At 63.4% G+C, this 24,762-nt stretch carries 17 protein-coding genes; 8 read left to right on the top strand and 9 right to left on the bottom strand.

The window, feature by feature from the left end; translation table 11 throughout:
- Positions 1–49: 49 nt before the first annotated feature.
- Complete coding sequence (locus ASD31_RS17195) at positions 50–3,100, bottom strand: aminotransferase class III-fold pyridoxal phosphate-dependent enzyme (RefSeq protein ID WP_056336440.1); 3,051 nt, start codon at positions 3,098–3,100, stop codon at positions 50–52.
- Between the two features lie 129 nt (positions 3,101–3,229).
- Between ASD31_RS17195 and ASD31_RS17190 the strand changes: the two genes are divergently transcribed.
- Both ASD31_RS17190 and ASD31_RS17185 read left to right on the top strand, forming a co-directional pair.
- Positions 3,230–3,664, top strand: a complete 435-nt coding sequence (locus ASD31_RS17190) for an Lrp/AsnC family transcriptional regulator (RefSeq protein ID WP_056336437.1) — start codon at positions 3,230–3,232, stop codon at positions 3,662–3,664.
- Between the two features lie 322 nt (positions 3,665–3,986).
- Positions 3,987–5,279, top strand: a complete 1,293-nt coding sequence (locus tag ASD31_RS17185) for an NCS2 family permease (RefSeq protein ID WP_056336433.1) — start codon at positions 3,987–3,989, stop codon at positions 5,277–5,279.
- A gap of 171 nt (positions 5,280–5,450) precedes the next feature.
- Here ASD31_RS17185 and ASD31_RS17180 read toward each other — a convergent pair whose 3' ends face one another.
- Positions 5,451–5,936: an ureidoglycolate lyase gene (locus ASD31_RS17180; protein WP_056336430.1), complete on the bottom strand. Its 486-nt coding sequence runs from the start codon at positions 5,934–5,936 to the stop codon at positions 5,451–5,453.
- 9 nt (positions 5,937–5,945) lie between these two features.
- Positions 5,946–7,364, bottom strand: coding sequence for an allantoinase PuuE (puuE, locus tag ASD31_RS17175; protein WP_056336427.1), 1,419 nt, complete (start codon positions 7,362–7,364; stop codon positions 5,946–5,948).
- A 164-nt stretch (positions 7,365–7,528) separates the two neighbouring features.
- On the opposite strand from puuE, the gene uraH reads away from it, so the two are divergent.
- Genes uraH through xdhC form a run of 4 tightly spaced genes read left to right on the top strand, consistent with a single transcriptional unit; the run spans position 7,529 to position 12,586 of the window.
- The gene (uraH, locus tag ASD31_RS26045; protein ID WP_056336424.1) at positions 7,529–7,894 is read left to right on the top strand and encodes a hydroxyisourate hydrolase; all 366 of its coding nucleotides are present in this window, start codon (positions 7,529–7,531) and stop codon (positions 7,892–7,894) included.
- A gap of 3 nt (positions 7,895–7,897) precedes the next feature.
- Positions 7,898–9,379 (top strand): xanthine dehydrogenase small subunit, encoded by a 1,482-nt coding sequence (gene xdhA / locus ASD31_RS17165; protein ID WP_056336421.1) that lies wholly within the window; start codon positions 7,898–7,900, stop codon positions 9,377–9,379.
- A 12-nt stretch (positions 9,380–9,391) separates the two neighbouring features.
- Positions 9,392–11,728, top strand: a complete 2,337-nt coding sequence (xdhB, locus tag ASD31_RS17160; RefSeq protein WP_056336417.1) for a xanthine dehydrogenase molybdopterin binding subunit — start codon at positions 9,392–9,394, stop codon at positions 11,726–11,728.
- Positions 11,729–11,731: 3 nt separating this feature from the next.
- A complete protein-coding gene (gene xdhC / locus ASD31_RS17155; protein WP_056336414.1) occupies positions 11,732–12,586 on the top strand; it encodes a xanthine dehydrogenase accessory protein XdhC in 855 nt (284 codons plus the stop codon).
- A 76-nt stretch (positions 12,587–12,662) separates the two neighbouring features.
- Here xdhC and ASD31_RS17150 read toward each other — a convergent pair whose 3' ends face one another.
- Positions 12,663–13,577 (bottom strand): LysR family transcriptional regulator, encoded by a 915-nt coding sequence (locus ASD31_RS17150; RefSeq protein ID WP_056336411.1) that lies wholly within the window; start codon positions 13,575–13,577, stop codon positions 12,663–12,665.
- A gap of 352 nt (positions 13,578–13,929) precedes the next feature.
- Between ASD31_RS17150 and ASD31_RS17145 the strand changes: the two genes are divergently transcribed.
- Both ASD31_RS17145 and guaD read left to right on the top strand, forming a co-directional pair.
- The gene (locus tag ASD31_RS17145) at positions 13,930–15,165 is read left to right on the top strand and encodes a urate hydroxylase PuuD (RefSeq protein WP_056336408.1); all 1,236 of its coding nucleotides are present in this window, start codon (positions 13,930–13,932) and stop codon (positions 15,163–15,165) included.
- Positions 15,162–16,493, top strand: a complete 1,332-nt coding sequence (guaD, locus tag ASD31_RS17140) for a guanine deaminase (protein WP_056336405.1) — start codon at positions 15,162–15,164, stop codon at positions 16,491–16,493. The genes ASD31_RS17145 and guaD overlap by 4 nt, the downstream gene beginning before the upstream one ends.
- A gap of 1,967 nt (positions 16,494–18,460) precedes the next feature.
- Here the strand turns inward: guaD and ASD31_RS17125 are convergent.
- The 5 genes from ASD31_RS17125 to ASD31_RS17105 all read right to left on the bottom strand — a co-directional run bounded on the left by ASD31_RS17125 (position 18,461) and on the right by ASD31_RS17105 (position 24,730).
- Positions 18,461–19,030: a CarD family transcriptional regulator gene (locus ASD31_RS17125; RefSeq protein ID WP_056336397.1), complete on the bottom strand. Its 570-nt coding sequence runs from the start codon at positions 19,028–19,030 to the stop codon at positions 18,461–18,463.
- 400 nt (positions 19,031–19,430) lie between these two features.
- Positions 19,431–19,769: a ferredoxin FdxA gene (gene fdxA, locus ASD31_RS17120; protein ID WP_056336395.1), complete on the bottom strand. Its 339-nt coding sequence runs from the start codon at positions 19,767–19,769 to the stop codon at positions 19,431–19,433.
- A 286-nt stretch (positions 19,770–20,055) separates the two neighbouring features.
- On the bottom strand, positions 20,056–20,475 hold the full coding sequence (locus ASD31_RS17115) for an RNA-binding S4 domain-containing protein (RefSeq protein WP_056336392.1): 420 nt from the start codon (positions 20,473–20,475) through the stop codon (positions 20,056–20,058).
- Between the two features lie 3 nt (positions 20,476–20,478).
- The gene (locus tag ASD31_RS17110; RefSeq protein ID WP_056336389.1) at positions 20,479–23,691 is read right to left on the bottom strand and encodes a helicase-related protein; all 3,213 of its coding nucleotides are present in this window, start codon (positions 23,689–23,691) and stop codon (positions 20,479–20,481) included.
- A 313-nt stretch (positions 23,692–24,004) separates the two neighbouring features.
- A complete protein-coding gene (locus tag ASD31_RS17105) occupies positions 24,005–24,730 on the bottom strand; it encodes a beta-ketoacyl-ACP reductase (protein ID WP_056336388.1) in 726 nt (241 codons plus the stop codon).
- Positions 24,731–24,762: the final 32 nt, after the last annotated feature.

Raw genomic sequence — 24,762 nt, 5'->3', positions numbered from 1 at the left:
GCCGCCGCGACGTTTCGCGGCGGCTTTTCTCATCGCAGCATGTCGGCTCTCAGCTGGCCGCAACCGCATGGAAGGTCTCTTCCAGCACCGCCAGCAGATGATCCGCGTCCCGCCTGGAAAAAATCATCGGCGGACGCATCTTCAGCACATTGTCATGCGGCCCCTCGGTGCCTATCAGCACGCCGCGCTGGCGCGCGCCGTTCGAGACCGCGCGGGCAAAGTCCGTGGCCGGCGTCTTGGTCCGGCGGTAGGTGACCAGTTCGATGCCGAGGAACAGCCCCATGCCGCGCACGTCGCCGATCACCTCGTGGCGGTCCTGCATCGCCCGGAAGCCGGCCATCAGATAATCGCCGATCCCCTGCGCGTTGCGCCGCAGGTCCTGCCCTTCGATCACATCGAGTACCGCAAGCCCGACGGCCGTGGAGACCGGGTTGCCGCCGAACGTGTTGAAATATTCCATGCCGTTATTGAAGGAATCGGCGATTTCCCGCGTCGTGACGACGGCCGCTATCGGATGGCCGTCGCCGATCGGCTTGCCCATGGTGACGATGTCGGGCACCACGCCCTGGCTTTCGAAAGCCCACCAATGGCTGCCGACCCGGCCGAAGCCGACCTGTACCTCGTCGGCGATGCAGATGCCGCCGGCCTCGCGCACCATGCGGTAGACTTCGTTCAGATAGCCATCCGGCAAAAACACCTGGCCGGCGACGCTCGGGATGGATTCGGCCATGAAGAAGCCGGGGTCTTCGCCCTTGGCCTGCATTGTGGCGATCAACTCCGCCACGCTTTCGGCATAGCGCCTGCCATGTTCCTCGACCGGCCAGTCCGCCGGGGCGCGGTAGCTGTCGGGAACCCGTGCCACATGGACATGCGGTTTCTTCGGCTGGCCTCCCTTGCGCCGGAACTTGTAGGGGCTGATGTCGATCAGTTCCTGGGTCGTGCCGTGATAGGCCCAGTCGAGCACGATGGCATTCTCGCGCCCCGTATGGGCGCGCATCATCCGCAGCGCCAGACTGTTGGCTTCTGAGCCACTGTTGACGAAGCCGGCAACCGTCAATTCCTTGGGCAGGGTCGCGGTCAACCGCTCGGCATAGGCGACGATATTGTCGTGCAGGTAGCGGGTATTGGTGTTGAGCACCGCCGCCTGCCGCGCCATCGCCTCGACCACGGCCGGATGAGCATGGCCGATATGGCAGACATTGTTGAAGCAATCGAGATAGGCGCGGCCGCGATCGTCGATCAGCCAGACGCCGTCGCCGCGCACGAATTTGATCGGCCGGTCATAGGAGATCGACAGGTTCGGCAAAAGCAGTTCCTTGCGCCGCTTGACGATCTCCTCATGCGAGCGGCCGCTACGCTTGTAGAATTCCGGCGCGATGCCGGCAAAGGCGTTGGCATCGGGAAACAGTTCCGCCCAGACATCGAGATAGCGTTCTTCGCCGACGCCCAGAATGGCCGCCGCCGAAAGGCTGGTATCGGTAGAAATCTGCAGGTGCAGATGCGGCGCCCAGCCGCCGTTTTCGCTCGGTGCCCCCATCTCGCCGACCAATGCTCCGGCTTCCAGCCGGTCGCCGGCCTTGATGCGGTCGAGCGCCTCATGGGCAAGATGGCCCCAGAGCGTGGTAAAGGGCGGGCAGCCCTCCGGCTCATGGCGAAGTGCTACCAGACAGCCATAGCCGAGCGGGTCCTTTTCGATCTCGACGCTGGCGACCGTTGCCGCGATCGGTGTATAGAGTCTGGTGCCCGCCGCCATGAACAGGTCGAGCCCGAGATGGCGGGTGCGGCGGGTCTTTTCGATCAGCCTGGAGACGAACATCTCGCCGGAATAGACGGTGCGCGCCTCGCCCCAGGGACCGATGCCGAGCGCGACGCCGTGCTCGCGGCAATGAGCCTCCCAGATCGCCTGCGCCTCATCCGGCTGCTCGCCTGCGGAGGTCACGGTCATCGGATGGGCCGGGTCGCCATAGGGCACGAGGTCGGCCGGATAGGTCGCCGCCGGCTTTTCAAGCAGCGGATGGAGTGAGGCGCGATTGGCCGCGATCCAGTGGGTGACGGCCCGCGCACCGGGAACCGCCTCGAAACCGCAGGCATGGCGCAGGATGGCGGTGGCGAATTTCGGATTCATCGCGTCGAGCTTGCGCAGCAGCGTCCAGGCCGGCTTCTCGCTGATGGCAAGATAGGGATTTGCCCCCGTATGGGCATGGCGCGACGCGGAAATGGTGACGGAGGTGACGAGCCGCAGGGCGATCAGGTCGAACAGAAGATCGACCTCCTCTTCGAGCAACGGATATTCGGCATGGAAACCGCGCAAGATACTGGCCGTGGCGCCGATCGGATCGGCATGGTCGAGCCCGGCATAGGCGGCGGCGATCGCGACTTCGGCGATCACCGGCGCATAAAGCGCATCGCCGAAATCGATCAGCCCCGCAATGCGGTCGTGATCCCCCTCGGCGACCAGCACGTTCCAGTCATTGGCATCATTGTGGATGACCGCCGAGCGCAGCCTGGGCAGTTTCGGCGCGACACTTGTCTCGAAGCGGGCGAGGAAGCGGCCAAGCAGGGCGCGGTCGTCTTCTCCGGCGATATGATGCAGCCTGTCAGCGGATCGTCCGGCATTGCGGATGTTCCAGTCGAGATCGTCACGCAGGGCACCCGGATGCATGAAACCCTTGAGGGACGCATCGAAACGGCCAAGCAGGCGGCCGAGCGCTTCGAGTGCCGTATCGCTGCGGGTCGAGCGCGCCAGCGGAACGCCCTCCACCCAGCCGACGAGGCGCAGCAGGTGGCGGGCGCCGTGCGGGCTGGTAATCTCGGCGAGGCTCCCGCCTTCCAGCGTCGGCCGCAAATGCGGCACCGGAAGTGCCGGCGCATGTGTCGCGACATGGTCGAGCAGGGCGGTCTGGAAATCACTCTCCGCGCGTGGCTCGCTGGCATTGACGATCTTGAGGATATAGACGCCCTCGTCGGCCGTGACCTTGAAGTTCTGGTCGCGCTCGCTTTCGAGCGGCGATAGCGAGCCGGCGAGGCCGTAATGCTCGGCCAGAAGCCGTGTCGCGTCGTCGACGGAAAAATCCGGAATGGTCTTCATCATGTCGTTCATTGGCGGTTCCTCATGGCGCCGCCAGATTTGCATGAGAGGCGAAAAGCTGCACCCGGCATTTCGCCGGTTGCACCGGCAGTCTGTATGGAATAACCGTCATCTTGTCGGCTCTCTCGGAAGTGGAAAAAGATGCAGGACACGGACGCAATCGACCGGGCGATCCTCAGCATCCTCTCGAGGGAGGCGCGCATCCCGATGAAGGCGCTGGCCGGGCGGATCGGGCTTTCTAGGAGTGCCGCGACCGAGCGGGTCAACCGGCTGGAAAAGGCCGGCATCATTCGTGGCTACCGCGCCGATATCGGGCTCCTGGAGGACGACAGGATCCACGCCTTCCTGCTTTTGACACTGAAGCGCACGCCCTCGATCGGCGTTCTCGACCGGCTGGCGGGGTTTTCCTCGGTGCGCAAGGTCTCCTCGGTCAGCGGCCAGCTCGATCTCGTCGTCGAGGTCGAGGTCGGCTCGATCAACGCGCTCAACGAATTGCGGAACGAGGTGGCGACGCTGGACAATGTCGATGATCTCACCACGGCCATCGTCCTTCGGCGCGACGTGGAACGCAGTTGAGGCGCGCCGCTTGTCGTGTTGCGATCGCCATCGGATGATAGGCATCTCTTCTCGCGCCGTTCCCCGAAAAATTTGAAAGACTTTCGCTTGACCGGTCGAAATGGACGGCTGGCGGACGAGCCGATGACAACGCACAATCAGGAAACCGTCAATGAGACATCCCGTCATCCCGTTCAGGGAGCGGGCATCGACCGAGCAGGGGGCCTGACAAGCCGCGACGGCTTGGACATCGGCTGGGGATCGAGGGCGCGCTGCTTGAGGAGTAAGCGGTTCGGCCCATTGCATTTGCCGGGATCAGGCGATCCCGGCCAAGGGAGGAAACATGTTCGAACGGCTCTTCAAACTGAGTGAGCACAATACCACGGTCCGCACCGAACTGGTCGCGGGCGTGACGACATTTCTCACAATGTCCTACATCATCTTCGTCAATCCGGACATTCTGTCGACGACGGGCATGGACCGCGACGCGGTCTTTGTGGCCACCTGTATCGCCGCCGCGCTCGGCTCGATGGTCATGGCGCTCGTCGCCAACTGGCCGATCGGCATGGCGCCGGGCATGGGGTTGAACGCCTTCTTCGCCTTCACGGTGGTGGCGGCGCTCGGCTTCACCTGGCAGCAGGCGCTCGGCGCCGTGTTCATTTCCGGCCTGATCTTCGTGTTCCTGACGGTGACCGGCATCCGCAGTTGGCTGATAGCGGGCATTCCGCAATCGCTGCGCAGCGCGATTGCCACCGGTATCGGCCTTTTCCTCGGCATCATCGCGCTCAAGAATGCCGGTATCGTCGTCGATAATCCCGCAACCCTGGTCGGGCTCGGCGATCTCACGGCCACCGGTCCGCTTCTGGCGATCTTCGGCTTCTTCGTCATCGCGGTGCTGGATGCGCTGAAAGTGCGCGGCGCCATCCTGATCGGCATTCTCGCCGTGACGGTGCTCGCCTGGCTGACCGGCGTCAGCGAGTTTCGCGGCATCGTCTCGATGCCGCCGAGCATCGCGCCGACCTTCCTGCAGCTCGACATCATGGGCGCGCTGCATGGCGGCCTGATCCATGTCATCCTTGTTTTCGTCCTGGTCGAGGTGTTCGACGCTACGGGAACGCTGATCGGCGTTGCCAAGCGGGCCAATCTCATCCGGGAAGGGCAGCAGAGCCGGCTCGGCCGGGCGCTGCTTGCCGACAGCACGGCGATCGTTGCCGGCTCGCTGATCGGCACCAGCAGCACCACCGCCTATGTCGAAAGCGCTTCCGGCGTCCAGGCCGGTGGCCGCACCGGCCTGACGGCACTGGTCATCGCCATCCTGTTCCTTGCCTCACTGTTCATCTCGCCGCTCGCCGCCTCCGTCCCGACCTATGCGACGGCACCGGCCCTGCTCTACGTGGCGGGCCTGATGATGCGCGAACTGACGGAAGTCGACTGGGAGGACCTGACGGAAGCGGCACCTGCCGCGCTGACGGCGCTTGCCATGCCCTTCACCTATTCGATCGCCAACGGCCTCGCCTTCGGCTTCATCAGCTATGTCGTGCTGAAGCTGTTCACCGGCAAATGGCGCGCCATTCACCCGGCCACCATGATCGTCGCCGCCCTCTTCGTCATCCGCTTCGCGTTTTTCGCGGAGTGACGGGACGGAGGCGGTGATCTGCCGCCTCGTTTCATGGACGATGTCGATCGCGAGCCGGGCCGCATTTATTGCGGCCCGGCTTTTTCATGGCGTGTGGTCGGCGTCTTTTCAACGCAAAAAAAAGGCCGGTCGCGATGGACCGGCCCTCAAAATCGCGGAAAGACTGTGCGGTTACCGGATCAAAAACGGCTCCTCGTAAAAATGCTCTTCCAGGTTGACGCCCTCGCCGCCGCGGTCGATCACGGCGAAATCGGAAAGGCCTTCGAGCGGCGTCAGGATGCCGTGCCAGACATTGCGGGCGATATTGACGCCCTGGCCAGGCACCGTCCGGAAGGCGATCGGCTCGCCCGGTCCTTCAGGCGTCTCTTCGGCCACGACCACCAGAAACGGATGCTGGCTCAGCGGAATGAAGGCCTGGCTGCCGAGCGGGTGGCGCTCGACCATGGCAAGTTCGAGCGGTAGCGAATAGGGCTCGCCCCGCAAGAGGCTGATCATCGGGCGGGCCTTCTCGCCCATTGTCTCGATCCGGGCGAGATCGTGATAGCGCAGGCATTTGCCGGCATTGATCGGAAAGCTTGCCGCGCCCTCGGTTTCCAGAACCTCTCCGAAAGGCGCAAAGGCTGCGCGAGTGAGCGGCCTGATGTCGATGTTTTTCATCTCGTCGCCTCAGCTGGCCAGCATGTCGGTGAGCCGAAGCAGGGCAATCCGCTCGACCTGGCGGCAGGCCGTTTCGAATTCCGATTGCCAGTCATTGCCGATGCGGCGTTGAAAGGCATCCAGGATGTCGTCCTTGCCAAGGCCGCGCACGGCGATGATGAAGGGAAAGCCAAAAGTCTTCACATAGCGGCCGTTGAGAATGTTGAACCGGTCGCGCTCGCTGTCCGTCAGCGCATCGAGGCCGGCGGAGGCCTGTTCGCTGGTCGAGCTTTCGGTGAGGCGTCTCGCCTGCGCAAGCTTGCCGGCAAGATCCGGATGGGCATTGAGGACGCCAAGGCGTTCGGCGTCGCTCGCTTCGCGGAACACAGCGCTCAGGGCGGCGTGAAGGCCGCTCGCGCTATCGTTGGCTGGGCCGAGTTCGCCGGCATGGGCGCGGCGCGCAATCCAGTCCGAATGTTCGAACACGCTGCCAAAGCGTGCGACGAAGGTCTCCTCGTCGAGATGTGATGGGCGATTATCGTTCGGCCCGAAAGGATGGGTGGTTGCCCAATGCTCGGCGATATCGATGCGGCGGGCAAGCCAGACCCTGTCATGGCTTTTGACATAATCGATGAACCGGGCAAGGGCGGCAGCTCGTCCCGGCCGGCCGGCAAGGCGGCAGTGCAGGCCGATATTCATCATCTTCGGCGCGCCCTCGGCCCCCTCGGCATAGAGCACATCGAACGTATCCTTCAGATAGCTGAAGAACTGGTCGCCGCTGTTGAAGCCCTGCGGCGTGGCAAAGCGCATGTCGTTGGTATCGAGCGTATAGGGAATGACGAGCTGGTGCTTGCCGCCCTGCGCGTGCCAATAGGGCAGGTCGTCGGCATAGCTGTCGGAGACATAGGCAAAGCCGCCCTCTTCGGTGACGAGGTCGAGGGTGTTCTGCGAGCAACGGCCGGTATACCAACCGCGCGGCCGTTCGCCGGTGACCACTTCGTGCAGCCGGATCGCCTCCGCGATCTGCCGGCGCTCCTCCTCCGCCTCCATGTCCTTGTGCTCGATCCATTTCAGGCCGTGCGAGGCGATTTCCCAGCCGGCTTGCTGCATGGCGGCGACCTGCGCCGGCGACCGCTTCAAGGCCGTTGCCACGCCATAGACCGTCACCGGCACCTGCCGCCCGGTCAGGAGCCGGTGCAGCCGCCAGAAGCCGGCGCGGGCGCCGTAATCATAGATCGATTCCATGTTCCAGTGGCGCTGGCCTTGCCAGGGCTGGGCGCCGACGATCTCCGACAGGAAGGCTTCCGATGCGGCATCGCCATGCAGCACGCAGTTCTCGCCGCCTTCCTCGTAATTGACGACGAACTGGACGGCGATATGGGCGCCGCCCGGCCAGGCGGCATCGGGCGTGTTTTCGCCATAGCCGTGCAGGTCACGGGGATATCTCATCGGCTCGCTCCTCCCTCGATATGCGATAGGGCGATTTCTAGCCATAAAGCGCGCGCGCCATTCCCCTCGAAAATTTTGAAAGTCTCGAATGATCAACGCTCTATCCAAGGGAAGTCGGCTGGGCGATAGTGCAAGGATGGATGCAGTCTGCGGGAGGTAAACGCATGCAGTCTCAAGACGGAAGCGGCGGTCGGCTGACCACTCATGTGCTCGATACGGCGCAGGGCAAGCCGGCGGAAAACCTGCGCATCGAGCTTTTCCGGCTCGAGGGCGACAGCGCCGTGGAGATCGGCGTGTTCCGGACCAACGGGGACGGCCGCTGCGACGCGCCGCTGATGAGCGGGCCGGCGATGAAAGCCGGCATCTATGAACTTCGTTTCCATGCCGGCGATTATCTCGGCCGCAAATCCGGCGATATCGCCTTTCTCGACGTGATCCCGATCCGCTTCGGCATTGCCGAGGAGACGGCGCATTATCACGTGCCGCTGCTGCTTTCGCCCTACAGCTATTCGACCTATCGCGGGAGCTGAGCCATGACCGCCGAAATCCGCACGACCATCCGTTTCCTGCTCAACCACCGGCCGGTGGAACTGTCGGCCGTCTCGCCCGTGCAGACGCTGCTCGATTTCCTGCGGCTGGAGCGCAATCTGCGCGGCACCAAGGAAGGCTGCGCGGAAGGCGACTGTGGCGCCTGCACGGTGCTGGTCGGACGGCTGATAAATGGCCGACTGGCCTATGAGAGCGTCAATGCCTGCATCCGCTTCGTCGGCTCGCTCGACGGCTGCCATGTGGTGACGGTGGAATCGCTGGCCACACCGAATGGTCCGCTGCATCCGGTGCAGCAGGCCATGGTCGATACGCACGCCTCGCAATGCGGATTCTGCACGCCGGGCTTCGTCATGTCGCTCTACGGGCTGTGGATGGAAAACCCGAAACCCACGGTGGCGGAGATCGAAAAGGCGCTTCAGGGCAATCTCTGTCGCTGCACCGGCTATGCGGCGATCATCCGCGCGGCGCAAGCGATTTCGGTCATCGGCGATCTCGGCCGGGATCCGCTGGTCGCCGAGCGCGATGCGGTGAGCCGCCAGCTGGAAGCAATGAAGGACGGCCGCCGCGTCGTCATCGGCGACGGCACCGAGCGCATCATCCTGCCGGGTTCGGTGGACGATCTTGCCGAAATCTTCGAAGCCGAGCCCAAGGCCCGCCTCGTCGCCGGTTCCACCGATGTCGGCCTGTGGGTGACGAAATTCATGCGCGACATCTCGCCAGTCGTGCATCTCAGCCATCTCGACGAATTGCGCCGCATCACCGTCGACAAGGACGGCATCACGCTCGGAGCCGGCGTCAGCTATACGGATGCCTATCCGCTCATCACCCGGCATTTTCCGCAGCTCACCGAGCTTTGGGACCGGATCGGCGGCGCGCAGGTGCGCAATATGGGCACGATCGGCGGGAATATCGCCAATGGCTCGCCGATCGGCGATACGCCCCCGGCGCTGATCGCGCTCGCTGCCTCGGTGACCCTGAGAAAGGGTCGCGTCCGGCGGACCCTGCCGCTCGAAAGCTATTTCATCGAATATGGCAAGCAGGACCGCGAGCCGGGCGAATTCGTCGAGACCATCCGCATCCCCTTGCTTGGCAAGGACGAGCACTTCGCCGTCTACAAGATCACCAAGCGGCTGGACGAGGATATTTCCGCCGTCTGCGGCGCGTTCCGGGTCGCTCTCGATGCAACGGGCAAAGTGAAGAGTGCCGTCATCGCCTTTGGCGGCATGGCCGGAACCCCGAAGCGGGCGACGAACGCGGAGGTGGCGCTGACCGGCTCGGCCTGGACCGAAGCGGCGGTGGAGACCGCCATGGAGGCGCTCGGCGCGGACTATGTGCCGCTCACCGACTGGCGCGCATCGGCCGACTACCGCCTGCTGGTGGCTAAAAACCTGCTGCGCCGCTTCTATCTGGAGACGCAGGGCGGCGAGCAGGTGCGGCTTGACCGCCAGGCCAGGCTGGCCGTGTGAGGAGATGAAATCATGAATGTCATGCAGCCCATCGAGCGCATCCGCGGCGGAGTCCATGAGAATGAACGCCACGAATCCGGCCACAAGCATGTGACCGGAACCGCCGAATATATCGACGACATGCCGGAACCGGCCGGTACGCTGCATGCCTATCTCGGCCTTTCCGGCCGCGCCCATGCCGACATAATCTCGGTGGATTTCGACGCGGTTCTGTCGGCGCCCGGCGTCGTCGGCGTCCTGACGGCCGCCGATATTCCCGGCGAAAACGATGTCAGCCCGGCCCATCTGCGTGACGATCCGGTCTTTGCGACGGCCAAGGTCGAATTCCACGGCCAGCCGATCTTCGCCGTCATCGCCGAGAGCCGCGAACTGGCCCGGCGGGCGGCGGCAAGCGTGAAGATCGACTATCGCGACCTGCCGCATGTGACCGACGTCCTGGAAGCAGCGGCTGCCGATTACCCGCTGGTCGTCGATCCCCTGAAACTCGAACGCGGCGAGATCGCCGCCGGGTTTGCCAAGGCCAAGAACGTCGTTGAAGGCGAGATGCGCATCGGCGGCCAGGATCATTTCTATCTGGAAGGTCAGATCTCCTTTGCCATTCCCGGCGAGGACGACGAGATCACCCTCTATTCCTCGACTCAGCATCCGAGCGAGACCCAGCATATGGTCGGCCAGGTACTCGGCCTTCCCTCTAATGCGGTAACGATCAATGTGCGGCGCATGGGCGGCGCCTTTGGCGGCAAGGAGACGCAGGCGAACCTGTTCGCCGCCGTCGCGGCCCTTGCCGCGAAGAAATACCGCCGCGCCGTGAAAATCCGCCCCGACCGCGACGACGACATGGTGGCGACCGGCAAGCGGCATGATTTCCATGTCGGCTACAAGGTCGGCTTCGACGACGACGGCCGGATCGAGGCGGTGGATGCGGTCTATTCGGCGCGCTGCGGCTTCTCGGCCGACCTGTCCGGCCCGGTTACCGACCGCGCGCTGTTTCATGCGGATAATTGCTATTTCTACCCGCATGTCCGGTTGCGGTCTCAGCCGCTGAAGACCAATACCGTCTCCAATACCGCCTTTCGCGGCTTCGGCGGGCCGCAGGGCATGGTCGGCGCCGAACGCATGATCGAGGAGGTCGCCTATGCGCTCGGTAAGGACCCGCTCGATATCCGCAAGCTGAATTTCTACGGCGGCGAAGGGCGCAACCTGACGCCCTATCACCAGCCCGTCGAGGACAATATCATCGGCCGGATCATCGAGGAGCTGGAAGCCTCCTGCGATTACGCGGCGCGGCGTGCGGAGGTTCTCGCCTTCAACCGCAAGAGCCAGGTCATCAAGCGCGGCATCGCCCTGACGCCGGTGAAATTCGGCATTTCCTTCACCAAGACCGAGTTCAATCAAGCCGGCGCGCTGGTGCATGTCTATGCCGATGGTTCGATCCACCTCAATCACGGCGGTACCGAGATGGGGCAGGGGCTCTATACCAAGGTCGCCCAGGTGGTGGCCGACGAATTCCAGGTTGATCTCGACCGGATCAAGGTGACGGCGACGACGACCGGCAAGGTGCCGAACACATCGGCGACCGCGGCCTCCTCCGGCTCGGACCTCAACGGCATGGCGGCGGCGAATGCCGCACAGCAGATCAAGGCGCGCCTGGTCGCATTTGCCGCCGAGCGCCATGGCGTCAGTGAGACGGATGTGGCTTTCGAGCCGAACATGGTGCGCATCGGGCCTGAGCGCATCCCCTTTGCCGATTTCATCAGGCTGGCCTATGGCGCCCGCATCCAGCTTTCGGCGGCGGGCTTCTACAAGACGCCGAAAATCCACTGGAACCGCTCGGAAGGCCGGGGCCGGCCGTTCTTCTACTATGCCTATGGCGCCTCCTGCTCCGAGGTCAGCGTCGATACGCTGACCGGCGAATACCAGGTCGATCGCGCCGATATTCTCCACGATGTCGGCCGCTCGTTGAACCCGGCGCTCGATATCGGCCAGGTCGAGGGCGCCTTCGTCCAGGGCATGGGCTGGCTGACAACGGAAGAACTCTGGTGGGACGCCAAGGGGCGGCTGCGCACCCATGCGCCGTCGACCTACAAGATCCCGCTTGCCTCCGACCGGCCCCGCATCTTCAACGTCAAGCTGGCCGAATGGTCGCTCAACCGCGAGGAGACGATCCGTCGCTCCAAGGCCGTCGGCGAGCCGCCCTTCATGCTGCCGATCTCGGTGCTGGAGGCAATCTCCATGGCGGCGGCAAGCGTTGCGGAGTATCGTATCCCGCCGCGCCTCGATGCACCGGCGACGCCGGAACGGGTGCTGATGGCGGTCGAGCGGCTGCGGCGGGCGGCAAAGAACGGGTGAACCATGGCAGCGGGACGCGAGGACATCAGGGAATTCCTGCGACGCGAACCCGGCTGCCTGCTTGTCGGGATATCCGGCGTCGCCGGTTCGACGCCGCGCGATACCGATGCCTTCATGCTGGTGTCGGCCGAGCGGCTGTTCGGGACGATCGGTGGCGGCCAGCTCGAATATATGGCGATCGACCATGCCCGCCGCGCCTTGCGGCAGAGCGAGCCGGCGCAGGCGATGGATGTGCCGCTCGGCCCGGAGATCGGCCAGTGCTGCGGCGGCCGGGTCGCCCTGGCCTTCACGGCGGTCACCCCGGAGATCGCCGCTTTTCTCATTGCACGGAGCGACCGCGAAATGGCAGAGCGTCCGCATGTCTATATTTTCGGCGCAGGCCATGTCGGCGATGCGCTGGCCATGGCGCTGTCGCTGGTGCCGGTGCGCACCGTTCTTGTCGATACCCGCGAGGAAGAATTGTCGGCGTCAACCGCGCAGGGCATCGAGACCTGCCTGACGGCGATGCCGGAAGCGCTTGTACGCGACGCACCGGCCGGCAGCGCCTTTGTCATCCTGACCCATGACCACGCGCTTGATTTCCTGATCGCAACAGAGGCGCTGCGCCGCGAGGATGCTGCTTATGTCGGCATGATCGGCTCCAGGACCAAGCGCGCCACTTTCAAGAACTGGCTGTCGCGCGAAATCGGAAGCCCCGACCTGTTCGACCGCCTCGTCTGCCCGATCGGCGGCACGGCGGTGAAGGACAAGCGCCCGGCCGTGATCGCCGCCTTGGCAGCAGCGGAAATCACCACGGCGGCGTTGAGTTGGGCATCATCCAAGCCAGCCATTCGCAAAGAAGCGCAGCCAAAAATCTAGCTCCTCCTTCAGAACTCGATGTCGCGTCCTTCGAAAGACAGGCGTTCCGGTGTGAAATCGCGCTCTTCGAAGGCTTTCACTCCAGCATCCTACCGATCATCCGCTGGCAGCGCTCGGCCATGAAGTCGATCATCAGCCGCACCTTCGGGTCCTGGAAGCGCTTGTGCGGGTAGATCGCCGCCAGTTGCACGCTGGCCGGCGGGGTGTCCTTGAGGATTTCGATGAGGGTGCCGTCGTTCAGATGGGCCTTCACCTCGAACAGCGGCTTGTTGATGATGCCGCGGCCTTCCAGCGCCCATTGCGTGAGGACGTCGCCATCGTCGGAATCATAGGGCCCGCCGATTTCGAATTTGCGCATGCCGTCCGGGGTCTGCAGCGTCCAGTAATATTCCTTGGAGCCGGGATAGCGCAAAAGCAGGCAGTCGTGCCGGTTCTCGATCAGCGCCTCCGGCGTCTGCGGCACGCCGCGCTTTTCGAGATAGGCGGGAGCGGCGCAGACGACGCGCTGGCAATTGAGGATACCGCGCATGCGCAGGTTGGAATCCTCCAGCACGCCGAGCTTGAAGGCGATATCCACCCCCTCGCTCAATATATCGATATTGTGGTCGGAGAGGCGCAGGCGCACCTCGATATCGGGATATCTGTCGTGGAATTCCGGAATGCCCGAGGCGATCAGCCGGCGGCCGAGGCCGAGCGGCGCGGTGATGCGGAGCGACCCCTTCGGATTGTGGGAGAGATCGGCGATGGCGCCTTCGGCCTCGTTCACCGCCTCGATAATCTTCACCGCGCCCTGATAGAACACCCGGCCATGTTCGGTCGGCGAGAGCTTGCGCGTGGTGCGGTTGAACAGCCGCACGCCGAGATGGCGCTCCAACTCCTTGATGCGGTTGCTGGCCACGGCCGGCGTCACCCGCTGGTCGCGGCCGGCCGACGAGAGGGTACCGAGTTCGACGACCCGGACGAAGACGCGGATATTATCGAGATAGGACATGAGAGCCTTTCTATCACAGGCAGCAACCCGCCGCAGCCGGGGCGATCTTATAGATTTTTTTGAAAGTGTTGGGGATTAACCGGCATTCCGGCGAAGATCGCGCGATGGCACAACGCTCCTGAACAGGCAGGGGCTGTTGGATATGGAGCGACGGCGATTGCGTCAGGCTCCCTCTTCTCCCCGTCGGGGAGACGTGCCGAGCGCAGGCGAGGCGATGAGGGGGCCTTTCGGCGATTTCTATGCCGGCCTTCCCCATCATCCGGCGCTTTGCGCCACCTTCTCCCCGCCGGGGAGAAGAGGGGAACGCGCGGTAAATCCATAGGCAATAGAACTGCCGTACAGGGAGGTTCCAATGTATGAATATGCCATTGCCTGGGACTGGCTGACCTTCGCCGTCCGCTGGCTCCACGTCATTACCGGCATCGCCTGGATCGGCTCGTCCTTCTATTTCGTGGCACTTGATCTGGGCCTGCGCAAGCGCCCGGACCTGCCGGCCGGCGCGTATGGCGAGGAATGGCAGGTGCATGGCGGCGGCTTCTACCATATCCAGAAATATCTGGTGGCGCCGGCCAACATGCCTGAGCACCTGATCTGGTTCAAATGGGAAAGCTATGTCACCTGGCTTTCGGGCTTCGGCATGCTGGCACTCGTCTATTATGCCGGCGCCGATCTCTACCTGATCGATCCGAACGTGCTCGACGTGTCGAAGCCTGTCGCCATCGCGATCTCGCTCGCCTCGATTGCGTTCGGCGGGATCCTCTATGACCTGATCTGCAAATCGCCGTTCGGCAATGACAATACCAGGCTGATGGTGCTGCTCTATTTCATCCTGGTCGCCATGGCCTGGGGCTATACCCAGTTGTTCACCGGCCGTGCCGCCTTCCTGCATCTGGGCGCATTTACCGCGACGATCATGTCGGCAAACGTCTTCTTCATCATCATCCCCAACCAGAAGATCGTGGTTGCCGACCTGATCGCCGGCAGAACGCCCGACGCCAAATATGGCCGGATCGCCAAGCAGCGCTCGACGCACAACAACTACCTGACGCTGCCGGTGCTGTTCCTGATGCTGTCGAATCATTATCCGCTGGCCTTCGGCACCCAGTTCAACTGGATCATCGCCTCGCTGGTCTTCCTGATGGGTGTGACGATCCGGCATTATTTCAACACGCGCCATGCCAATGCCGGCAATCCGACCTGGACCTGGCTTGCGACCGCGCTGCTGTTCGTCGCCATCATGTGGCTCTCGACCGTGCCGAAGGTTTTGTCCGGCGAGACGGACAAGGTCTCGGCCACGCAGCAGACGTTCATCGCGGCGGACGCCTTTCCGAAGGTGCGAGACACGATCCTCGGGCGCTGTTCCATGTGCCATGCCAGGGAACCAGGCTGGGAGGGCATCGTCATTCCGCCGAAGGGCGTGACGCTCGAAAGCGACGCCGAAATCGCCGCCCATGCCCGTGAAATCTACCTGCAGGCGGGGCGCTCGCACGCCATGCCGCCGGCCAATGTCACCGCCATATCCGACGACGAGCGGCAATTGCTCGTCGGCTGGTACGAGGCGGTCGTGAATGGAGGAACAAGCCAATGACCGAACTCCTGATCCGTGGGCGTGTGCTCACCTTTATCGACGAGCCCCAAAGCCTCGATGATAGTGCATCCTACCGGGCCGTGGAGGACGGCGCGGTGCTGGTGCGCGACGGCAGGATCGCTGGCGTCGGCGATTATGCCGATATCCGCCGCCAAGCCTCGCCCGATGTGGCGGTGGCCGACCACCGGCCGCATCTCGTGCTTCCCGGGCTGATCGACACGCATCTGCATTTTCCCCAGACGCAGGCGATCGCGTCTTATGGCGCACAGCTGATGGAATGGCTGAACACCTATATTTTCGTCGAGGAACAGAAATTTTCGGAGCCGGAACATGCCGCCTTCATTGCCGGCCGGTTCATGGACGAGCTGTTGGCGAACGGCACGACGACCGCGGCGGCCTATTGTTCGGTGCATCCGCAGAGCGTCGATGCTTATTTCTCGGCGGCCGAACAGCGGGGCATGCTGATGATCGGCGGCAAGGTGATGATGGACCGCAATGCGCCGGAAGCACTCCGCGACACGCCGCAGACGGGCTATGACGAGACGAAAAAGCTGATCGGCAAGTGGCATGGGCGGGGCAGGGCCCACTATGCGATCAGCCCGCGCTTTGCCATCACCTCGACACCGGAGCAGATGGAAATGGCGAGCACGCTGGTTGCCGAGCATCCGGACTGCCATGTGCAGACGCATCTGTCCGAAAACCGCGACGAGATCGCCTTTGCCACTTCGCTTTATCCGGATGCGCTGGATTATACCGACATCTATGCCCGTTACGACCTCTTGACCGACCGCACGCTGCTTGGCCATTGCATCCATCTGAGCGACCGGGAGATTTCGGCGCTGGCAGAGACCGGTGCCGTCGGCGTGTTCTGCCCCACCTCCAATCTGTTCCTCGGTTCCGGCCTGTTCGACCGCGACCGCTTCGACAAGCTCGGCGCCCGCTGGTCGGTGGCCACCGATGTCGGGGCCGGCACCAGCTTCTCGATGCTCGAGACCATGGACGAGGCCTACAAGGTGCTGCACCTGCAGGGCCAGCGATTGTCGCCGCTCAATTCCTTCTACCGGATGACGCTCGGCAATGCCCGGGCGCTCGGGCTTCAGGACCACATCGGCTCGCTGCATGTCGGCGCCGATGCCGATATCGTCGTGCTCGACAGTAGCGGCAAATCGGCGATGGAACTCCGGATGCGCACCGCGCGCTCGCTCGTCGACGAACTGTTCATCCTGCAGACCATGGGCGACGATCGCTGCGTGGCAGAGGTCTATGTGGCCGGCAAGGCAATGAAAGCCCGCAAGGCGACGGCCGGGCGGGCGCTGGAGCTGGCGTGAGGAAGACTGCCGTCTCCGTGAATTCGCCGCATCCCCCTTCTCCCCAGCGGGGAGAAGGTGCCCGAAGGGCGGATGAGGGGGTGGTGGTGCGGCATCGGTGGAACATTGCTTTCGCTGCCATGCTTTCAAAGCTTCCTGTCTGTCTGGCCGCGCGGTGTGATGTGGCTTCGGCCCCCTCATCCGGCCCTGCGGGCCACCTTCTCCCCGCTGGGGAGAAGGGAAGAACGGCATGCTTGCGGCGTCATAGATCTCCGTTATGGCCTGTTCTGCTTGTGGAGAGAGGCCCGGGGTGAGGGGCTTGGGGCGCTCGGGTTCGCCGCATCTCCCTTCTCCCCGCTGGGGAGAAGGTGCCCGAAGGGCGGATGAGGGGGTGGTACGGCATCGGTGGGTCATTGTTTTCCTTGCCATGTTTTCAGAGCCTCTTGTCCGTCTGGCCGCTTGGCATGATGTGGCTTCGCCCCCCCTCATCCGGCCCTGCGGACCACCTTCTCCCCGCCGGGGAGAAGGGAAATTCGGAGAATGCCGGCTCCCAACCGCCTTCAGCCACGCCCGGAAAACATCCGTCGTGGGTTTGCTTTCATTCACTTGGCCGGGGCGCTGGAAAGTGCCGTGACTAAGTTAATTTATATGACGCCTTCCAGCGCCCCGTTCAGTGTTGGTCGATGAACAATTCCGGTCTCTCTGCGGGGGTGGCRGCACCTTTTTCTAGCACAGGGTGACGCTCGSCGTGACCGGATCGCTCCGGTATCGGCGACGCCACGAAAGGGATTGCTTGTGGCAAGCCCAGTCGCCGCTCCTCATGTGCGCCTCACAAGCGCGCCCCGCCCTGTTTCAGGCGAGAGGGAAACCATTTTCTGCCCATCCACCGAATGAAGACTTGCGTCCCGCCCCCANCGAAAGGGATTGCTTGTGGCAAGCCCAGTCGCCGCTCCTCATGTGCGCCTCACAAGCGCGCCCCGCCCTGTTTCAGGCGAGAGGGAAACCATTTTCTGYCCATCCACCGAATGAAGACTTGCGTCCCGCCCCCATCCGGCACCGGCCCCGCCTCACCACCACGCCTGGCAGCGTATCCAATGACGGAACGGGCATAAGGTGACATGGATTCATGGGGCGGGGATGAGCGGGGAGGAATTTTTGTCTTGGGGGGCCGGTGCTGGGGATACGGCTGGCTTCTCCAACAGCCCGTTTGCCTGGGTTGTGAGGGAGCCGTTCATCATCCAACAGGCTTTCCCCATGGCCGCTCCTCTCTCTCCGTCATCCTCGGGCTTGACCCGAGGATCTGCAATCACACCGTTTTCCGTGCTTACGGTGTGGATCCTCGGGTCAAGCCCGAGGATGACGAAGGAGAAGGTGGAGGCCGACGAGGGAGGGGGCTGAAGGTGAAGGGGCACAGAACGGAGCGAGCAGGGATTTTGTTCGGGCAGGGTGAGTGTGACGCGCGGTCGGCTCCTCCCCTCTCGTCATCCTCGGGCGCGACCCGAGGAACCAGGGCCACGCCCACGTCCATCGCCTGGGGCGTGGATTCTGAGGTCGAGCCCGAGGATGACCCAAGGGGCGGAGTACGCAAGGACGAGCGGCAAGCCAACTGCATGGCGGAGGGGGAGATGGGAAGGATGACCAGGGAGGGAGGGAGGGAGAGAGAGAGAGAGAGAGAGAGAGAACCGAGGATGAAAAAGCCCGGGATTGGCAGGAGGAAAGATCGGGGCGTCACGGAGGATCGAAAGCAGTTCCGGGCGGAGTTGGAAGGAACGAAGGCAGACGCGGCGGTCACGAGCGAAGGAGGTGCGGCATCCGGGAATGCCCGCGCTATCAAGGTGACTGCCGCCCGATCTGGCCGTTTCCCCGCCACAAACACATCCGAACCGCTTGCCTGACAGACGCACGCTCCGGAGCCACAGAGTGCCCGACAGAAAAAAGCCCCGTCATCGCTGACAGGGCTTTTGGAGTGAGAAGCGGTAGAGGCCGGCTTATGCGGCTTCTTCCTGCGTATCGTCTTCCTCGACGGTCTTGCCGCGCTTGGGGCCCTTCGCGAGGTTGACCTCGACCAGGCGAACGGCTTCCGTTTCCGACATCTTGTTCACGGCAGCGATTTCGCGCGCCATGCGGTCGAGTGCAGCTTCGTAAAGCTGGCGTTCGGAATAGGACTGCTCCGGCTGGTTTTCAGCACGATAGAGATCGCGGACCACTTCGGCGATCGAGATCAGGTCGCCGGAATTGATCTTGGCATCATATTCCTGCGCGCGACGCGACCACATGGTCCGCTTGACGCGGGCCCTGCCCTGGACGACCTTCAATGCACGTTCGACGAAATCCGTTTCGGACAGCTTGCGCATACCGATGCTGACGGCCTTGGCGACCGGCACCTTGAGGCGCATCTTGTCCTTCTCGAAATCGATCACGAAAAGCTCGAGCGACATGCCCGCAACAACCTGTTCGTCGATCGCCACGATCTGTCCCACGCCATGGGCCGGATAAACGATGGATTCGCCGGTCTTGAAGCCGTGGCGCGTTGAAGATTTTTTCTGCTGCGTCGTCATTCGTTTCAAAAACTCCCTGTTACGCTCCCGGCGATGGGCCGGGGCCGGGTCAGTCAGGCCCGGGATGGACGGGGGCACCGTCGGGTGACTCCATACTGATCCGCTCCAACGGTCTTCAAATCGATCTTCTGCGCGGCGATCACATACGAGCAACAGACGTTGCGTATTTGGGGTCAGCCGCGCCTTGGGAAGGTTTTGCTTTCGTGATGGTTTTCGGGCATGCCGAATGCCGCGATGTGGATCAGTATTCGGACCCTATCATAAAAAACTGCGGAAATCAATAATTTGCTTTACAAGCGCGGCAAAGCCCAACCTGTCCGCCAAGGACATGGTTAAGCCTTGATTCCCCGAATTTCGCCATTTTTCCAGAGCGGAAAACCATGGCGGTCCAGCGTACGGATCAGTCGCCCTTGCCCGGCTTGGGGGAGAAGTATTTCTCGAACTTGCCTTCCACGCCGTCCATTTCCTTGGCTTCGGGCAGTTCGTCGCGCTTGATGGTGATGTTCGGCCACTGGGTGGCATAGTCGGCATTGACCTTCAGCCACATATCGAGACCCGGCTCCGTATCCGGCTTGATGGCGCCGGCCGGGCATTCCGGTTCGCAGACGCCGCAATCGATACATTCGTCGGGATGAATGACGAGGAAATTCTCGCCCTCATAGAAGCAGTCCACCGGGCACACTTCCACGCAATCGGTATATTTGCAGAGAATGCAATTGTCGGTCACGACATACGTCATGAGGTACTCCAGCGATGTCTCACATGTGACGGCAGCGGCCAGGGCCGCCTATCCGCTCCTTCGGCGATACCGGTCTCCGCCTTCGGCGCTACCGGCTGCACATTGCCTCCGTGAGGTAATGGCTTTACCGGGGCTTTGCAAGAATAAACCATGCGTCAAAATGCCGGTCGGCGGGACAGTTTTCTAAAGCGCGTCGCGATCTTTCAGATTCGCTTCCGGCGCTTTAGACTTTGATTTTACGCATGTCGTTATCGCAAAACCGCTGCACACTTTTGCGCGACATGCGTTATTCCTCGTGCCAGTCTGGCCCCGGCATCAGCCGGTCGGTCTCGCGGCGCTCCTTCTTGGTGGGCCGGCCGCTGCCGCGCTCGCGCGTCGCCTGCTCGAAGGCGCTGGGCTTGTCTTTCGGATCGGCCGGCGGCGTCAGGTCCTCGTAGAGAAGCCGGGCTTCCTCATAGGGGCCGCGCCGGGTGCCGGCAAGAAGCATACGGACGATCACGTCGCGACGATCGAGCGAGAGGGTGACGATGTCGCCGCCTTTCAGCGAATGCGACGGCTGGGTGACGCGGGCATCGTTGACCCGGATATCGCCGCCCTCGATCGCCTTCTGGGCGATCGAGCGGGATTTCTGCAGGCGCGTGAAAAACAGCCATTTGTCGAGACGCTGGCGCAGGACCGGCGGAATCTGCGGCTGTCTTTCGGTCATGGCCTATTTCTTCATCTGCTCCTTCAGGGCAGCGAGCTTGGCGAAGGGCGAATCCGGATCCAGCGGCTTTTCCTTGCGCGGCGGACGGGCCTCGAACTTGGCGGCCTGCGACTTTCCGCCGCGGTCGTTGCGATCGGGCCGGTCCTGGCGCTCGCCTTTCTCATGACGCGGGCCACCCTGCGGCTTGCCGCCGTCACGACCCCTGTTGCGATCCGGCCGGCCACCGCCGCCCTTGCGGTTGTCGTCACGTCCTTCACGGCGCGGTTCACCTTCGCGACGGGCTTCACCGTCACGGCGTCCTTCACCGTCACGGCGTCCTTCGCCCTGCTGCGCGCGGCCGCCACGGCGCTCGCCCTGGGGGCGTCCGCCAGCACGCTGGTTGTCGTTGCGGCTTCCCGGACGCCACAGGAGAACCGGCTTGGCCTCCACAGGCTCGGCCGGCTCGACCGGCTCGGCCGGCTGCACATCCGCTGCCGGCTCGCCGGACACTTCGGCTTCAGCCGGTGGCGTTACCGGGGCTTCGGCCGGCTGTTCGACAGCGGCGACTGCCGGTGCGGCTTCAGCCTCGGGGGCCACTTCGGAAGATGGCTCGACGGCTGACGGTTCCACGGTTGCCGATGCCACAGCTTCCGGCTCGCTGGCCGCAGTTTCCGTCTCGACAGTCCCGGCGCTCTCCGGCTCGGCAGCGTCGTCGGATTCCTGCACGGGCGCCGCGTCGGCTGCCGGGCTGTCCGACGCCGGCTTGGCGGCGCCGGCCTGGGTAGTCAGAAATGCGGCGGCGTCCTCGGCGGTAACGCTATCGGCGCGATAGCCGAGGCCCTTGAGGATCTCTTCCATATCATCAGGGGTCGCCCCGAGAATGGAGAGCATGGCCGTCGTGGCGGTAAAACGGCGGCCGTCATAGGCGCCGTCCGGACGCGCGGTCGTGCCGGGCTTCCACTGCAGGAGCGGCCGGATGAGATCGGCCAGCCGCTCGAGAATATCGATGCGCACGGCCCGCTTGCCGAGGAAGCGGAAGCCCGCCAGCTTGTAGAACGAGCGCTCGAAGGAGGGATCGGTGACCACCGAGGTGCGGCCGGCGGCCAGCACCGGGATGAGATCGCCGTAGCCGGGCTTGTCCAGCCCGTCGTTCTTCAAGGCCCAGAGCAGCGTGATGAGTTCGGCCGGGGCCGGCTTCAACAGCGCCGGCATGAAAATGTGGTAGGCGCCGAAGCGGATGCCGTGGCGGCGGATCGAGGCGCGCGCCTCCTGGTCCAGCGACTTGACGTCGTCGGCGACGTCGCGGCGGAACATGACGCCGAGATTCTCGACGAGTTGGAAGGCGAGGCCCTTGGCAAGGCCTTCGAGGTCTTCGGCGCGCGACAGGTCGTCGAGCGGCTTCAGCACGGTGGAGATATGATGATTGACGAAGCGCTCGATGCGGGCGAGCACATGCTCGCGGGCATTGCCCTGCAGTTGCTCGTCGGCGAGCAGAAGCACGCGCGGGCGCATGACATGATCGCTGGCGGCAAGCCGGGCCACGGGATCGCCGAGCCAACGCACCAGCCCGTCGGAGGCAAGCGCCAGATCGGCATTGCCGGCCGCATGCAGCCTTGCAGCCCGCGCCTCGAATTCGAGCGCCAGCGCCTTCTGCGCGGCACCCTGCACGGCGCGCGCATCCAGCCCGTCGGTCACTGTCGCCAGTGTGAAACGGAACCCGGCCAATTGTCCCACATGATGTCCTTCTACGAAGACATCGCCATTTACACTGATTTCAGCTTCCAACATCGCATTCTCTCTCAGGCGCTTCATGAGCACAGATGTCCTGCGATCAACAAAGCGTTTCGTCAACCTTTCATGTAACGCGTCGGACAACCGATCCTCGATTTCCCGCGTCTTTTCTTGCCAGTGTGTCGGATCGGCAAGCCATCCCGGACGGTTGGACACATAGGTCCATGTCCTGATTTGTGCAATCCTGGCGGACAATGTGTCGATTTCACCATCCGTATGGTCCGCGCGGCGGACCTGTTCGGCCATGAAATCCTCGTTCACCGTGCCGCGCCGGACGAGATCCGCATAAAGGGTCGAAATCAGATCGGCATGCTGCGCCGGTGTTATACGACGGTAATCGGGAAGCGCACAGGCCTCCCAGAGCTTTTCCACGCGCTCCGGGTTGGTGGCAAGGCTGGTCACTTCCGGATAGCGCGAGAGATAATCGAGCGCCTGCTGGTCGACCGCCGGAAGCGCCCGCGTCAGCCCGTTGACCGCGGGTGCCGCGTCGAGGCTTTTCTTCAGTGCCGCGATCGATGCGTAGTTGAGCGCCTTCGAGCGCCATTGCAGCACCCGCACCGGATCGAACTGGTGCGATTCGATGCGGTGGACGAGCTCATTGTCGAAGGGTTCCACCCGCGAGGTGACGCCGAAGGTGCCGTCGCGCAGATGGCGCCCGGCCCGGCCGGCGATCTGCGCCAGTTCGCCGGGATTGAGATTGCGGAACTGGTAACCGTCATATTTGCGATCCTGCGCGAAGGCGACATGATCGACATCGAGATTGAGCCCCATGCCGATCGCATCGGTCGCCACCAGATATTCGACGTCGCCGGCCTGGTAGAGCGCGACCTGCGCATTGCGGGTGCGCGGCGATAGCGCGCCAAGCACGACGGCGGCCCCGCCCCTCTGGCGCCGGATCAGCTCAGCGATCGCATAGACCTCCTCCGCCGAAAAGGCGACGATGGCAGTGCGCTGCGGCAGGCGAGTAATCTTCTTCGAGCCGGCATAGAGCAATTGCGACAGGCGCGGGCGCTCGACGACGGTGATGCCAGGCAGGAGATGCTCGAGGATTGGCCGCATGGTGGAGGCGCCGAGAAGCAGGGTCTCGGCGCGGCCGCGCAGATGCATCAGCCGATCGGTGAAGATATGGCCGCGCTCCAGGTCGCCGGCCAGCTGGATCTCGTCGATCGCCACGAAGGCGGCCTTGGTCTCGCGCGGCATGGCCTCGACGGTGCAGACCGAGAAGCGCGCCATATGCGGCGTGATCTTTTCCTCGCCGGTGATCAGCGCGACATTATGGGCACCGACCTTTTCGACGACCCTCGTATAGACCTCGCGCGCCAGAAGCCGGAGCGGCAGGCCGATGACGCCGGACTCATGGGCGACCATGCGCTCGATCGCGTAATGCGTCTTGCCGGTATTGGTGGGGCCGAGCACCGCGATGACACCGCGGCCGCTCAAGATCATCGGTTGGTCAGGCACTCTATCGATCCTGCGCATTCTTCATTGCAAGGCCATGGCTGGCAAGGTCACGGATAAGGGCACGCCATGCCTGTCCGGCAGCACACATGCCCATGCGGTGGCGCAAAGACAAGGGCAGGCCCGCATGAAACTGACAAATGGAGCGTCACGCCGGCATTTCCACCCGATATCGGCGAACAGGAACAGCGGTGGAACGAATCGGCGACGAATCGCTGACTCCGAGGGATTCAGGCTTTGTTCACCCGCAACATATGGATTTCGCCGGGCTTGCCGCCACCAGATGCTGAATCGTCGCCGGTCAGACGAAGAACTGGCCGCCATTGGCCGAGAGCGTCGATCCGGTGATGAAGCTCGCATCGTCCGAGGCCAGAAAAAGCACGCAGCGCGCGATTTCCTCCGGCTCGCCGAGCCTGCCGACCGGGATCTGCGGGATGATCCGTTCGGTCAAGACCTTTTCCGGGATGGCCCGCACCATTTCGGTGCCGATATAGCCCGGGCAGATGGCATTGACGGTGATGCCCTTGGCAGCACCCTCCTGGGCGAGCGCCTTGGTAAAGCCAAGATCGCCGGCCTTGGACGCCGAATAATTGACCTGGCCCATCTGGCCCTTCTGGGCATTGATCGAGGAAATATTGATCACCCGGCCGAAATTGCGATCCCGCATGCCGCACCAGACCGGATGCGTCATGTTGAACAGGCCGGTGAGATTGGTGTCGATCACCGAGCTCCATTGTTCGGGTGTCATCTTGTGGAACATCGCATCGCGGGTGATGCCGGCATTGTTGACGAGGATTTCGATCGGGCCGATTTCGGCCTCCACCCGGGCGATGCCGCTGGCGCAGGCGGCATAATCCGATACGTCCCACTGATAGGCGGGGATGCCGGTGACCTCGGTAAAGGCCTGCGCCCTTTCCTCGTTGCCGGCATAGGTTGCCGCCACCCTGTATCCGGCGCCCTTCAGCGCGATGGAGATTGCCGCGCCGATGCCGCGTGACCCGCCGGTGACCAATGCTACCCTGCTCATGCCGTTCCCCTGTTTTATCGTTCTTGACGTAC

It is taken from the genome of Rhizobium sp. Root482, assembly GCF_001426565.1.
Taxonomy (GTDB): Bacteria; Pseudomonadota; Alphaproteobacteria; order Rhizobiales; family Rhizobiaceae; genus Pararhizobium.
Note: the sequence above shows the minus strand (reverse complement) of the source record. Positions and strands in the feature narration are given on the sequence as shown.

What these genes read in the sequence shown, in the direction of transcription:
- ASD31_RS17195 (WP_056336440.1), bottom strand. Translation starts at nt 3,100, where the DNA reads ATGAACGACATGATGAAGACCATTCCGGATTTTTCCGTCGACGACGCG.
- ASD31_RS17190 (WP_056336437.1), top strand. Translation starts at nt 3,230, where the DNA reads ATGCAGGACACGGACGCAATCGACCGGGCGATCCTCAGCATCCTCTCG.
- ASD31_RS17185 (WP_056336433.1), top strand. Translation starts at nt 3,987, where the DNA reads ATGTTCGAACGGCTCTTCAAACTGAGTGAGCACAATACCACGGTCCGC.
- ASD31_RS17180 (WP_056336430.1), bottom strand. Translation starts at nt 5,936, where the DNA reads ATGAAAAACATCGACATCAGGCCGCTCACTCGCGCAGCCTTTGCGCCT.
- puuE (WP_056336427.1), bottom strand. Translation starts at nt 7,364, where the DNA reads ATGAGATATCCCCGTGACCTGCACGGCTATGGCGAAAACACGCCCGAT.
- uraH (WP_056336424.1), top strand. Translation starts at nt 7,529, where the DNA reads ATGCAGTCTCAAGACGGAAGCGGCGGTCGGCTGACCACTCATGTGCTC.
- xdhA (WP_056336421.1), top strand. Translation starts at nt 7,898, where the DNA reads ATGACCGCCGAAATCCGCACGACCATCCGTTTCCTGCTCAACCACCGG.
- xdhB (WP_056336417.1), top strand. Translation starts at nt 9,392, where the DNA reads ATGAATGTCATGCAGCCCATCGAGCGCATCCGCGGCGGAGTCCATGAG.
- xdhC (WP_056336414.1), top strand. Translation starts at nt 11,732, where the DNA reads ATGGCAGCGGGACGCGAGGACATCAGGGAATTCCTGCGACGCGAACCC.
- ASD31_RS17150 (WP_056336411.1), bottom strand. Translation starts at nt 13,577, where the DNA reads ATGTCCTATCTCGATAATATCCGCGTCTTCGTCCGGGTCGTCGAACTC.
- ASD31_RS17145 (WP_056336408.1), top strand. Translation starts at nt 13,930, where the DNA reads ATGTATGAATATGCCATTGCCTGGGACTGGCTGACCTTCGCCGTCCGC.
- guaD (WP_056336405.1), top strand. Translation starts at nt 15,162, where the DNA reads ATGACCGAACTCCTGATCCGTGGGCGTGTGCTCACCTTTATCGACGAG.
- ASD31_RS17125 (WP_056336397.1), bottom strand. Translation starts at nt 19,030, where the DNA reads ATGACGACGCAGCAGAAAAAATCTTCAACGCGCCACGGCTTCAAGACC.
- fdxA (WP_056336395.1), bottom strand. Translation starts at nt 19,769, where the DNA reads ATGACGTATGTCGTGACCGACAATTGCATTCTCTGCAAATATACCGAT.
- ASD31_RS17115 (WP_056336392.1), bottom strand. Translation starts at nt 20,475, where the DNA reads ATGACCGAAAGACAGCCGCAGATTCCGCCGGTCCTGCGCCAGCGTCTC.
- ASD31_RS17110 (WP_056336389.1), bottom strand. Translation starts at nt 23,691, where the DNA reads ATGATCTTGAGCGGCCGCGGTGTCATCGCGGTGCTCGGCCCCACCAAT.
- ASD31_RS17105 (WP_056336388.1), bottom strand. Translation starts at nt 24,730, where the DNA reads ATGAGCAGGGTAGCATTGGTCACCGGCGGGTCACGCGGCATCGGCGCG.